This window comes from Streptomyces canus, assembly GCF_041435015.1.
GTDB classification, from domain to species: Bacteria; Actinomycetota; Actinomycetes; order Streptomycetales; family Streptomycetaceae; genus Streptomyces; species Streptomyces canus_G.
On record NZ_CP107989.1, the window covers coordinates 6464244 to 6475861 of the forward strand.

General features: G+C 68.4%; 16 protein-coding genes. 7 read left to right on the plus strand and 9 right to left on the minus strand.

Features of this window, described 5'->3' with window-relative positions; all coding sequences use genetic code 11:
- Positions 1–142: 142 nt before the first annotated feature.
- The gene (locus OG841_RS29615; protein ID WP_328638736.1) at positions 143–1669 is read left to right on the plus strand and encodes a vWA domain-containing protein; all 1527 of its coding nucleotides are present in this window, start codon (positions 143–145) and stop codon (positions 1667–1669) included.
- Between the two features lie 26 nt (positions 1670–1695).
- Here OG841_RS29615 and OG841_RS29620 read toward each other — a convergent pair whose 3' ends face one another.
- The 3 genes from OG841_RS29620 to OG841_RS29630 all read right to left on the minus strand — a co-directional run bounded on the left by OG841_RS29620 (position 1696) and on the right by OG841_RS29630 (position 3704).
- Positions 1696–2334, minus strand: a complete 639-nt coding sequence (locus OG841_RS29620) for a chaplin (protein ID WP_328638735.1) — start codon at positions 2332–2334, stop codon at positions 1696–1698.
- Between the two features lie 284 nt (positions 2335–2618).
- The gene (locus OG841_RS29625) at positions 2619–2894 is read right to left on the minus strand and encodes a hypothetical protein (protein ID WP_328638734.1); all 276 of its coding nucleotides are present in this window, start codon (positions 2892–2894) and stop codon (positions 2619–2621) included.
- Positions 2895–2969: 75 nt separating this feature from the next.
- Positions 2970–3704, minus strand: a complete 735-nt coding sequence (locus OG841_RS29630) for a hypothetical protein (protein ID WP_328638733.1) — start codon at positions 3702–3704, stop codon at positions 2970–2972.
- A gap of 465 nt (positions 3705–4169) precedes the next feature.
- On the opposite strand from OG841_RS29630, the gene OG841_RS29635 reads away from it, so the two are divergent.
- From OG841_RS29635 to OG841_RS29645, 3 genes are all read left to right on the plus strand, one after another.
- The gene (locus OG841_RS29635; protein ID WP_328638732.1) at positions 4170–4661 is read left to right on the plus strand and encodes a hypothetical protein; all 492 of its coding nucleotides are present in this window, start codon (positions 4170–4172) and stop codon (positions 4659–4661) included.
- 155 nt (positions 4662–4816) lie between these two features.
- Positions 4817–5107 (plus strand): hypothetical protein, encoded by a 291-nt coding sequence (locus OG841_RS29640; RefSeq protein WP_328638731.1) that lies wholly within the window; start codon positions 4817–4819, stop codon positions 5105–5107.
- Between the two features lie 154 nt (positions 5108–5261).
- The gene (locus OG841_RS29645) at positions 5262–5555 is read left to right on the plus strand and encodes a hypothetical protein (RefSeq protein WP_328638730.1); all 294 of its coding nucleotides are present in this window, start codon (positions 5262–5264) and stop codon (positions 5553–5555) included.
- Between the two features lie 129 nt (positions 5556–5684).
- On the opposite strand, the gene OG841_RS29650 is transcribed toward OG841_RS29645, so the two are convergent.
- The 6 genes from OG841_RS29650 to OG841_RS29675 all read right to left on the minus strand — a co-directional run bounded on the left by OG841_RS29650 (position 5685) and on the right by OG841_RS29675 (position 9722).
- Positions 5685–6023, minus strand: a complete 339-nt coding sequence (locus tag OG841_RS29650) for a hypothetical protein (protein WP_328638729.1) — start codon at positions 6021–6023, stop codon at positions 5685–5687.
- Between the two features lie 324 nt (positions 6024–6347).
- Entirely contained in the window at positions 6348–6692 is a 345-nt protein-coding gene (locus OG841_RS29655) for a hypothetical protein (RefSeq protein WP_328638728.1), read from the minus strand.
- Positions 6693–6813: 121 nt separating this feature from the next.
- Entirely contained in the window at positions 6814–7152 is a 339-nt protein-coding gene (locus tag OG841_RS29660) for a hypothetical protein (protein WP_328638727.1), read from the minus strand.
- Between the two features lie 36 nt (positions 7153–7188).
- The gene (locus OG841_RS29665) at positions 7189–7434 is read right to left on the minus strand and encodes a hypothetical protein (protein WP_059205245.1); all 246 of its coding nucleotides are present in this window, start codon (positions 7432–7434) and stop codon (positions 7189–7191) included.
- Positions 7435–7647: 213 nt separating this feature from the next.
- Positions 7648–9060, minus strand: coding sequence for a condensation domain-containing protein (locus OG841_RS29670; RefSeq protein WP_328638726.1), 1413 nt, complete (start codon positions 9058–9060; stop codon positions 7648–7650).
- A gap of 269 nt (positions 9061–9329) precedes the next feature.
- Complete coding sequence (locus OG841_RS29675) at positions 9330–9722, minus strand: rodlin (protein ID WP_328638725.1); 393 nt, start codon at positions 9720–9722, stop codon at positions 9330–9332.
- Positions 9723–9968: 246 nt separating this feature from the next.
- Between OG841_RS29675 and OG841_RS29680 the strand changes: the two genes are divergently transcribed.
- The 3 genes from OG841_RS29680 (at position 9969) to OG841_RS29690 (ending at position 11615) form a co-directional block, all read left to right on the plus strand.
- Complete coding sequence (locus OG841_RS29680) at positions 9969–10361, plus strand: rodlin (protein WP_328638724.1); 393 nt, start codon at positions 9969–9971, stop codon at positions 10359–10361.
- Between the two features lie 199 nt (positions 10362–10560).
- Positions 10561–10812, plus strand: coding sequence for a chaplin (locus OG841_RS29685; protein WP_328638723.1), 252 nt, complete (start codon positions 10561–10563; stop codon positions 10810–10812).
- A 119-nt stretch (positions 10813–10931) separates the two neighbouring features.
- Entirely contained in the window at positions 10932–11615 is a 684-nt protein-coding gene (locus OG841_RS29690) for a chaplin (RefSeq protein WP_328638722.1), read from the plus strand.
- Positions 11616–11618 lie beyond the last annotated feature (3 nt).

Genomic DNA, 11618 nt, shown 5'->3' on the forward strand with positions numbered 1-11618 from the left:
CCGGAGGATCACCCACCGGTCTCGAAGGCCGTCGTCCGTGCCCTGTTCGAGATTCATCCGCAACCCCCCGTAGCGCACGTTCCGGCCCCCCGGCCCGTCACAGTCACAGACACGGCGTCAACTGGCCAAGGGGGCACGGACGATGGACCGGTACCGGACACGGCGGCTGCGGGCCGCTCTCCTCGCGCTCACCGCGACGGGCGGCCTGCTCCTCACGGGATGCGGGGCGGGCGGCTCGGGCGACAGCAGCAGCACGGACCGGGCGAACGGCGCGAGTGCCTTCCCGGCCCCCGCCCCCGAGTACAGCCCGGGAAACGGCGAACGGGACGACGCGTCCCGCGACACCGCCCCCGACCACCTCTCCACCTTCGCCCTCGACGTCGACACCGCGTCCTACGGCTACGCCCGCCGCACCCTCGCCGACGGACAGCGCCCCGACCCCTCGACGATCCGCCCCGAGGAGTTCGTCAACAGCTTCCGTCAGGACTACGAGCGTCCCGACGGCAACGGCTTCACGGTGACCGTCGACGGCGCCCGCACCGACGAGAAGGACTGGTCCCTGGTCCGCGTGGGCCTGGCCACCCGGAACGCGGCCGGGCCGAGCGGCGAACGCCCGCCGGCCGCCCTCACCTTCGTGATCGACATCTCCGGCTCCATGTCCGAACCCGGCCGACTCGACCTCGCCCAGAAGTCCCTCGACGTGATGACGGACCGGCTGCGAGACGACGACTCGGTCGCGATAGTCACCTTCAGCGACAAGGCGGAGACCGTCCTGCCGATGACCCGCATCGACGCCAACCGTGACAAGATCCACGCCGCGATCGACAGCCTGGAGCCCACCTTCTCCACCAACCTCGCGGCGGGCGTCGAGACCGGCTACGCCACCGCCGTCAAGGGCCTGCGCGAGGGCGCCACCAACCGGGTCGTCCTGATCTCCGACGCCCTTGCCAACAACGGCGACACCGACCCCGACGCCATCCTCGACCGCATCGACGGCGCCCGCCGCGAGCACGGCATCACCCTCTTCGGCGTCGGCGTGGGCAGCGACTACGGCGACGCCCTGATGGAACGCCTCGCCGACAAGGGCGACGGCCACACCACGTACGTCTCGGACGCGAAGGACGCCCGCGAGGTCTTCTGCGAGCAACTCCCGCAGAACATCGACCTCACCGCCCGCGACGCCAAGGCCCAGGTCGCCTTCGACCCGGAGACGGTCACCGACTTCCGGCTCGTCGGCTACGACAACCGTCGCGTCGCCGACGACGACTTCCGCGACGACCGCGTCGACGGCGGCGAGGTCGGCCCCGGCCACACCGTCACCGCCCTCTACGCCGTCCGCACCCGGCCGGGCGCGGACGGCCACCTCGCCACCGCCACGGTTCGCTGGCAGGACCCCGAGACCCGCACCCCGCACGAGGAGTCGGGCCAACTGGAGTCGGACAGCCTCGCCGACTCCCTGGGCAGCGCGAGCCCACGCCTCCAGGTCACGGCGGTGGCTGCCTACTTCGCCGACGCCCTCCGCCGGGGCGACGACCGCTGGAGCCCCCTGCCGGGAGCCCCACGCCTGAGCGAACTGGCCGACCGGGCGGACACATTGGCGGACATCACGGAGGACCGGGCGGTACGACAGCTCGCCGACACCATCCGGCAGGCGAGGCACCTCGAGTGACCATCCCGCCGGGCCGCCGGCCGGGATCACCCCTGGAGGGCGCCCGCGCTCGGACGAGAGCGCCGGTACAGCACCGCTCCGGCGGTCAGCAGAGCCAGGCTCGCCACGCTCGGCACCCAGAGGCTGCCCGCTCCCGTCTCCGCGAGCGCGGCGGCCGCCTCCTGCTGTGCGACGGCGGGGGACCCCTCCGGCGCGTAGTGCGCCTTGGACGGGTGTGACGGCTGGTGATGGACCGGCGTGGACGGTACGGACCGGTCCTCGGACTCGTTGGGACGGTCGACCGGGCCGTTGACCGACTCGTTGCCGAAGGCGGGATTGCCGATCCCCACCAGGTTCGCGCTGTTGCCGCTGAGGTTCACGGGCAGGTCAATGGGAAGCTGGACGTTGTTGCCGGAGACGACGCCCGGCGAGTCGTGGGCGCTGCCGTGGGCCGCGGCCCCGTCCGGCGCCCCGGACGCTTTGCCGCCCCCGGCTTTGCCGCCCTCGTTGGCGCAGCGGTTGCCCATGGCGGGGTTGAGGAGCCCGACCACGTTCAGGGTGTTCCCGCACACGTTCACCGGGACGTCCACGGGCAACTGGATGTTGTTGCCGGAGAGCACCCCGGGCGAGCCCTCTGCGGAGCCGTCAGCGGTGGAGTCGGCCTGCGCCGGCCCCGCGACTGCCATCGCACCAGAAGCGACGGCGACGGCGATCACACTGTTTCGGATAGCCCGTTTCATGGGTCCCTGCCCTTCAGACGTGTCGCGGGCACTCACCCGCACTTGGTGAAACATGCGTGAAACCATGGAAGTAATGGTTTTTCAGTCTTTTGCCCGGAACGGGGTTGTGTGCGTACACCAGTTGGGACCCGTTCGCGCGGCAGGCCGCTCCACAGAAAGACCCTCGCCCCGCACCGTGAGCGTCTCGGCGCAGGGGAGGGTCAAGGCCGCCTGTGGGGCGGTGAAGTCGCTCAGAACGCCTGGTTGTCGCAGCCCATGTCCGAACCGAGGTGGTTCTGCTGCGCACCGGGGTTGCCCTCGCCGTTCAGCACGTTGCCTGCCAGGCCGGTGAGGGCGCCGACGCTGCCGAGCACCTCGATGTTCATGTCGTGCGAGCGGCATTCGATGCCCTGCGTGATGTCGAAGTCGTTGCCGGGGTCACCGTGTGCCATCGCGGTGCCGGCGCCGAGGGAGCCGACACTGCTGAGGATGGCGCCCACGAGGACTGCCTTGTGGAACGTGCGCATGGGGTACTCCATTTCGAGCGGATGGGGTCTGCAACAGATCGAGCTGGGATGCGGTGGACGAGGCTCGGGCGGCCGTCAGCCGAGTCGGGGAAGCCCCAGCTGGCCGACGGGAGGCGCCGCGAGCTGTCCGAGGCCGACCGGAGCCAGCTGCGGTGCGCTCGCCGGCGCGAGCTGCGGGTTGAGGAGCGGGTTCACCTGCGGGTTGACCTGTGGGTTCACCTGAGGGGTGACGGTCGTCGGCGGCTCCGGCGCGAAGGTCTGGGGGACGGCCAACTGGGGGGCGACCTGTGGCATGACCTGCGGCATGACCTGGGGCTGTGCGGGTGCGGGTGCGGGTGCGGGTGCCGGTGCGGCGGGTGCCGACTGCGCGGGTGCCGCCTGCTGCGCGTACGGCGAGGCGGAGGCCTGGGCCGATCCCTGCGACGAGGCGGCGGCGTAGCTGGTGTGCTGAGGTGCCTGCTGGTAGACGGGCGCCGGGGCGGCCTGCGGTGCCGGCTGGTAGACGGGTGCCGGGGCGGGCGCGGCCTGGGGAGCCGGCTGGTACACGGGTGCGGGTGCGGGCGCGGCCTGCGGTGCCGACTGGTACACGGGCGCCGGGGCGGCTTGAGGTGCCGACTGATAGGCGGGTGCGGGCGCGGCCTGCGGTGCCGACTGGTAGGCGGGCGCCGGGGCGGCCTGCGGAGCCGCGTTGTCGGGAGCCGGCGCCGGCGGGGGAGTGATGGGAGAGTCGGCATGGCTGATGCCGGTGCCCATGGCGGACAGACCGCTGGCCGCTGCTACGAGGAGCACGGCCTTGTGAAGCTTGCGCATGAAACTCTCGGCCCTTCATACCTGAATAGGGAAGTCCATTGCATTGAGTGCGGTCACACGTGCAATCGGTGCACCGCTCCCAACTGCACGACGAGCAGCGGTGATCCCGAGTGGCACGCGGACTTCGCATCCAAAGCCGGCAGCGACTCGCCTCACCCTCTTCAGGTCCACGACCGCTGCCCTCTCCCGGTTGGAACGAGGACACCTGGCCGTGGTCACGGAATTCCAGGGCCCGTCACCCGTTTGCCGCCCGGGGGGCGCGTGTCGCGGCCCGCACGCCGTTTGCGGCAAATGGGTGACCACGCCACGGCGCCCGTATCCGCGTCTCTTCTCCTGTCGTTCCCCACGGGGCAAGGACGTTGGTCCATCGCAGCCGCTCAGGGCAGTGGGAACAGCTGCAACTGCGCTGCCGTATCAGCGTTTCCCCAGATTTCGTGCACAGGTCAATGAAGGGCCGAGAATTCCATGCGCAAGCTCCACCAATTCGCGCTCGTCGTCGCAGCGGCCGGCGGACTGACCGCCGTCGGGGCAGGATCGAGCTCAGCCGTCACGCCCGTCGCCCTCAACGGGGCTGTGCCGCCTCCTGTTTCGCAGCCGGACGCCCAGGCCGCCACAGCCACGTCCGCCCAGGCGACCACGCAGAGCTACGGCGCGCCGACCGCTCAGCAGCCGGCCTCGCAGCGCGGCACCCAGGTTGCACCGCAGCTCAACCCGCAGCTCAACCCGCAGATCAACCCTCAACTCTCCTCCCCGGCCCCGCAGACGGCGCAGACGTCGCCGGCGGCGCAGGGCTTCGCGCCGGCCCAGAACAACCTGTTCCGGCCGGCCCAGGAGTGCAGCCCGCAGTCCCTGCTCGACGCGAACGTCCCGGTCGCGGTGCTCGCCGCCTCCCAGACCAGGGGCATCGAATGCACCCAGGCCAACAGCCAGTCGAACGCCCTCGCCAACGCGCGCTAGCTCTTCGCACGCGATACGACTTTCGGGTGTTTTCGCTCAGAGATCACGAAATCGGCGCGCCTCTGACTGTTTTGGGATACTTCGCACTAATCTCTTGTAACTGTAAGGAGTCGATCTGGCACAGATCGCACCCGTTCACTCTCACCGGAGATGACATGCGCAAGCTTCGCAACGTTGCCGTCCTGGTCGTTGCCCTAGGCAGCATCGGCCTCGTGGGTGGCACCGCCCACGCCGGCGGTCAGGGAGGGAAGGAAGGCGAGCACGGGGACAAGTTCAACATCTCGCAGAGCTCCAACTGCCGCTCGCACGACCTGAACCTTGACGTCCTCGGCGAGGTCGGCATCCTCAACGGCCTGCTGGGCAACGGCCTCAACGGCGAGGGTAACCCGGGCGCTCAGGCCACCGACATCGGCTCCACGATGGGCTGCAACAACAGCGCCTTCTGAGGTTCTTCCCGGCGCCCAGGCGCCGAACACCGCGAATGGTCCCGGCGCAGGGCCGGGACCATTCGCGTGCCGCCAGGCCTGCTCCTTCGGCCTTCATGACCGTACTGATGTCGATCAACACGGATCGCGTCCACCTCACTTCACCGGAGATGACATGCGCAAGCTCCGCACGGCTGCCGTCCTCGTCGCCGCATTCGGGAGCATCGGCCTCCTGGGTGCCGGCACCGCCCACGCCGACCACGGTGGAGGCCGGGGTGGTGACGGCGGCGGTTTCAGTGTCCTGCAGACCAGCAAATGCACGTCGCACGACAGCAACGTCGACATCCTCGGTGAGGTCGGCATCGGCAATGGCCTGGGCGGCAACCTCCTGAACGGCGAGGGCAACCCGGGCGCCCAGCAGACGTCCCTGGGATCGAGCATGGGCTGCAGCAACACGGTCGGCAAGTAAGACACAGTCTTTCCCCGGTGCCCCGGAACACTGACGGGGCACCGGGGATTTTCTTTGCGCCGACAGGACTTCCCCCAGAACCGAAATGCCGGGCCGGGAATCATCCCGGCCCGGCATTCGCCGTCATGCTCAGAACTCGATGTGCGGCTTCTTGAAGTCCTTGGGCAGAGTGGCCTTGTTGGAGCACTCCACGACCGGCCCGACGTTCGCGGACCCGCCGTCGAGCATCTGGTCCTGCCAGTCCACCACGTGCGGCTGGTCTGACGCCGAGCAGTCCTGCTTCTGCTCGAGGATATGCGCGTCAGCCTTGTCGATCTGCGTCTCACTCTTGCGAATGCAGACGGTGTCACCCTGTGCGGTGGTCGCGCAGTTGCCGTCGTCCGCGTAGGCGTAGGGGGCGCCGAGGCAGATCGCGGCGAGACTGGTGACGAGCCCCGTGACAGCGGCGATCTTCTGCGGAGTGAACATGTGCGGTCTTCCTTTACGACGGAGGCCCGGGCGCACGTGCCGTTGACCGGTGTGCGCTCGAGCCCGAGAAGGTCGAAACAGAGCATTCTGCGTCTGGACGTGCTGTCGGCCGTGCCCGACGGCAACACGGCCGCAGCCCGGACGCGTGCCCTGATCGAGCGGCGCGTCCGGGCTGCATTCGCCACGGGGATTCACTCAGCACACCGTTGGACCCGCTGAAGCGGTGCGGGACCGAGACGTTGAGTTCGTGCACTGTGCGTCAGGCTTCCCGGGAACGGGGGTGGATCCGTTGTGGCGCTGTGCGGATGGCTTGCGGCACGGTTCTTACTCTTCGCCGTGCTGCTCCTCGCCCTGAGCCTCCGGCTGGGCCTCGGGCTGCTGCTGAGCCTCCGGCTGGGCCTCGGGCTGCTGCTCCTCCGGCTGAGCCTCGGGCTGCTGCTCCTCCGGCTGACCCTCCGGCTGGGCTTCCGGCTGGCCCTCAGGCTGGGCCTGCGGCAGGGTGTAGTAGTCGCCGCCCCCGAAGGCGACGGCGTTGGCCGACGAGTTGGCCACGGCGCTGATCGGCGGAGGCGCTTCGCCGTTGTCGCCGGCGAAACCGACGCCGGCACCGAGGGTGGACAGCCCCGCAATCGCCGCCGCTACGACTGCAGCGCGCTGAAACATACGCATGGTTGACCCTTTCTCACCCGGGCAGGACCGCCCGGCTTGGCTACTCAATGTGAGCATATACACACACTGTGTAGCTATCGAGGATCTGCGTTCCCCATGTCGCGTCGTCGGTTTGTGGGGCTCAGCCCAAGAGGCCGGTCTCCTCCGGTGCGGTGCCGGTCGCGTCGGGTGCTGTCGATGCCGGGGCGGCACAGGTCACCTCGGGGCCGAGCCGCGCCCTGCCGTTGCCCAGGGCGGCGGGCAGTGTCACGGGCTCAACCGGCTTGCAGGTCTCCTGGTGGGGGATGACGCCGTCTTCGGGAATCACTCCTGTGATCCGCTGGGTGCAGGTGAAACCGAACAGGTCGCGCGTGCAGGTTCCCGGGCCCGCCGCGGCCTGTGCCTGGGTGATGCCGACGCAGGCCATGAGGAGGCTCCCGGTCAACACCGAAAGGGCCGCGATCTTCCTTCTGTTGAACATCTGATGCGTTGTCCTTTGTGGTGGTGCCCGCCGAGTTCAGCCCTGGAATGCGGTGTTGAACTGGCCGCAGGTGGTGTCCGTGGTGGTCGCGAGGCCGAGCACGCCGATCGGGACGTTGTTCTCGGCCACCGTCTGCGGACTGCACTCCTGGTAGGGGCGGTAGAGGTTGTTCACCTGCAGCCCCCCGTCAGAGGTGTCGGCGGCGGCGGTGCCGGCGCCGACGGCGGACAGGCCGCCGGCCGCCACTGCTGCTGCGATCACGACCTGCTGAATCTTGCGCATGGAACACCTCGTTCGTCGCTCGTACGTCACGCATGATTGCCTAGCGTGACTGACCGAATACTAGCAGTAGTCACGGTAGGCGCCACACGCAACAGGCGTGTTCCTGAGGGGGATACACCCCGCACCGTCAGCGGGTTGACGCCAACTGCCCGCCTCGGGTCACGGGTTGCCGGGGGTGACGGGCCGACGCGGTGGGAGCGAAAGCAAATCGCGTCAGGTGAACACCGGCTCCGCGACCCGCAAGCGACCATGTGCGGGTACGGAGGCGATCACGTCCCGTAGTCCTTCGGCGTAACGCCGCACGTTCTTGTGGGCGATCTCGGTGTCCGGGTAGCGACAGGCGAACCACAGGCCCTCGTGCAGCCGGTTGACCCAGGCGCACACCTGGTCGCCGTACGACACCCGGATCAGCCCGTACGCCCGCTGCTCCGTCCAGCGGGCCGAGCCGGGAATGAGGCGGGCGTCCACGTACGAGACCATCGAGTACATGTCGGGTGACGTCGGACGGAAGTCCGTGCCGAGCAGACGCAATACACGGGCCAGCGGAATGCGCGCCAGCGACCGGTTGGCCCGCAACTCGGCGCGGACCGCGACGAGTGCTCCCTCGAAGTCCCGGGCCGCGGGCACCTCGATCGGGGCGCCGCCGACGTACCAGCCCACGGAATCCGACCATGCCGATTTCAGCCGGGTGTGGAACGGTACGACCGTGCGGTAGACCGGCTGGCCGCCGAGTTGGTGGACGATGAGACTGGTCGCCGCCAGGATGCCCACCAGACTGCCGCCGTAGGGACGGCAGTACTCCTCGAACGCGGCGGCGGCGCTCGCGTCGACGAGCGGCTCGCACAGCAGCTTCTGGGCGGGCAGAACCCCACCGGGCTGCACGCCGAGGTCGACGGGGAACTCCGGGAGCCTTCCGTCGCACCGGCTCACGAACTCCCGCCAGCGCGCGACGATCGCGTGGGTGTCGTCGATCCCGTCCGCGTTCGCCCGCTCCTGCTCGCAGAAGTCGACGTAACTTCCCACAGGCGTACCGACGACGGGCTGTCCCGTGACGCCGGCCATGTACAACTCGCTGATCTCCTCCGGGATGCGCTGCAGGGAGTAGGCGTCGACATTGGTGTGGTCGAAGGCCATGTACACACTGACGGAGTCCTCGCGAACGACCGCCGCGTACATGAGATTCGGCCAACCCAGCGCGTCCGCCGCGATGTCGAAGCGGCCCTGGAGGTAACTGACCAGCGCCTCCGGTTCGGTGAAGTCGCCGACCACCTCGCGTTGCAGCGACACGTCCCTCGCGTCGAGTGTGAAGCGCTGCATGTCGTCCCCGGCCCACCTGAATCCGCTGCGCAGCGTCTCGTGCCGCAGCGTCCAGTCCCGCAGAGCGCCTTCCAGCGCACCGAGGTCCACACGGCCCGGCAGGTCGAAGGCCGCCCCGAGCCACGTCGGCACGAACAGACCGTCCTCACGCACCGATCGCGCCGTCCTGACGTGCGACTCCTGGATGTACGCCGGCGGCCGCGGATCCGGTGGCAGCACCGCCGCAGCCGCGACGGTCGCCGCACTGACCGTCCACTCGACGAGTTGTCCTGGCCGGACCTCGCAGCGCTGCATGTCAGAAATTCGCACGGTGGTGTCTCCTTCGCAGAAGACACCAGCTTGATCAAGAGGTCGCCCTGTGACAGCAGTGGCCGCCGTGTCGCCGTGATTTCAGCAACACGTGTGACACGTCGAACGACGAAGCGATCCCTGGGAGACACCAGGACGAGACGGCCGAGTTGAGCATGAGTGTCGCACAACCACTGTGGACGGCAAGCGGGTTGACGTCCCTTCATCCGGTCGAGGGCGCAAGAAGGGCGGGCCACCGATCAGTTCGGTGGCCCGCCCTTCCGTCGATGTCAGCCCTCGCCGTTCTGGGACAGGACCGACACGTCCTCCAGCAGGTGCGCCAGCGCGCCGTCACGCTTGGTCTGCGTGGAGTTCTCGGCACACTGCTGGGTCATGTCGTCCGAGAGGATCGGCACGTCGTGGATGGGGACGAGGTTGACGACAGGGACGCTGACGTCGTCCAGAGCGAGGCACGGCTTGTTGAAGGAGCCCTGGATCAGAGCCATCTGGGGGCTCATGTTGCCGTACGTGCTCGAGTTGCCGAAGCTCTGCATCGCGCCGTTGCCGTTCGAGGAGACCGGCCCGGCGTCGTCACCGAGCGCCATCGCCTGCGGAGCCGCGGCAGCGGCGGCGCCCATGACGGAAGCGGCAATCGCGGCGGTGGCAAAAACCTTCTTGATCACTGGCCAGTCCTTTCGGAGGAAACGTCTGCGTGGGAGCGATCTGGTTCAACTGGATCGGCGCAGCATGGTTTCTCCCATTCACTCCGTCGGCCCATACCGAAACCGCCCGGCGAGTGTTGTCGGCCCTGGTGATCAGGTGCACCGGCATTTCATGCGGGCCAACCGGGTGAATCCCCGCAACCAATTCACGAGGGTCCGGTTGATGAGGCCGTAGGACATGCGTCGCTACGACGAAAGGAAAGCGAAGTGCTCAAGAAGGCAATGGTCGCCGCGGCGGCTGCCGCTTCTGTCATTGGCATGTCGGTGGCGGCCGCGCCCCAGGCGCTGGCCCTCGGCGACGACAAGGGGCCGACCGTGGCCAACGGCAACGGCGCCTCGTCGAAGTTCGGCAACTCGGCGACCAAGGGCGACATGAGCCCGCAGCTCTCCCTGGTCAACGGGACGCTGAACAAGCCGTGCGCCGCCCTGGACGACATCAACGTCGCCGTCTTCAACGGCATCCCGGTCCAGGACGTGCCGATCCTCTCGGACGACCTGACGCAGCAGTGTGCCGACAACTCCACGCAGGCCAAGCGTGATGGCGCGTTGTCGCACGTCCTGGAGGACGTGTCGGTCCTGTCGGCGAACAGCGAGAAGTAGGCCGCCTCGCAGGGTGAGGGTGTCGGCGGCTGTGTAGCTCTTTCGGCGGTACGGCGGCGGTATTGTGCGGCCCATCCGAGTGAATTTCGGAGTGTCGTACGTTGATTTTCCCTTCTTTGGTCAATTCCTCGTGTGCAGGCTGCTGGTCATGGTGCGAGCCGTACGGCTGTGCTCGCGCGGTTTCGGCCGTCAATGAGGCATGACCGCAGAGAAGGGAAAGTTCATGAAGAAGACCGCTGCTGTCGTTGCGGGCGTGATCATGGCTCTGGGTGCGGCCACTCCGGCTTTCGCTGACGCGGACGCCCAGGCTGTCTCCGTCGGTTCCGGAGGATTTCTGTCCGGCAACGTGATCCAGGTTCCCATTCACGCGGCCATCAATCTGTGTGGCAACTCCGTGAACGTCATCGGGGCCTTGAACCCGGCGTTCGGCAATGTGTGCGTGAACGGCTGACGTCGTTCCGCACCAGCCGTACGGCTGCTTCATGGCCGGCCTTGGACATCCTTGTCCGTTCCAAGGCCGGCTTTCCCATTTCTTCAAGCAGGTTTCTTCAAGCAGGAAGACGATCAAGAGTGCGACAGACCCTGAGCAGGGGAATGTTCGCGGCCGCCGCCGCGACGAGCCTTCTCTCCCTGTGCGGTAGTCCCGCCATGGCCGATTCGCAGGCGAACGGGTCCGCCGTGGACTCGCCGGGTGTGGTGTCCGGAAACGACGTGCAGGTTCCGGTCGACGTGCCGTTGAACCTGTGCGGCAACACGGTCGACGTGATCGCCGCACTCGACCCCGCTTTCGGCAACGACTGCGCGGCGCGGGACGAGGGCGCTGAGGACGACTCCGCATACGGCTCGGGTCATGACCACGACGAGGACGCGGACGGCGGCACCGAGGGTTCGCCCGGCGTCGGCTCGGGCAACGACGTGCGGGTCCCCGTCGAGGTGCCGTTGAACGTGTGCGGCGACAGCGTCGACCTGGCCGCCGTGCTCGACCCCGCTTTCGGCAACACCTGCGCCGAGGACAGCTCGGACGGATACGGCGACACCCCTGCGACGACTCCTCCGTCCACCCCGCCGCCCGGGGGGAAGAGCACGCCTCCCCCCGGCCACGGCGACCACGTGACCCCGCACACCGGAAACGAACAGCCCGCTCTGGCCGAGACCGGCAGCGAGGCCCTGCTGGCCACATCGGCCGCGAGCGCCGCACTGATCGCGGCCGGATCCGTCCTATACCGGCGAAGCCGAGCAGCGTCCCGTCGATGACAC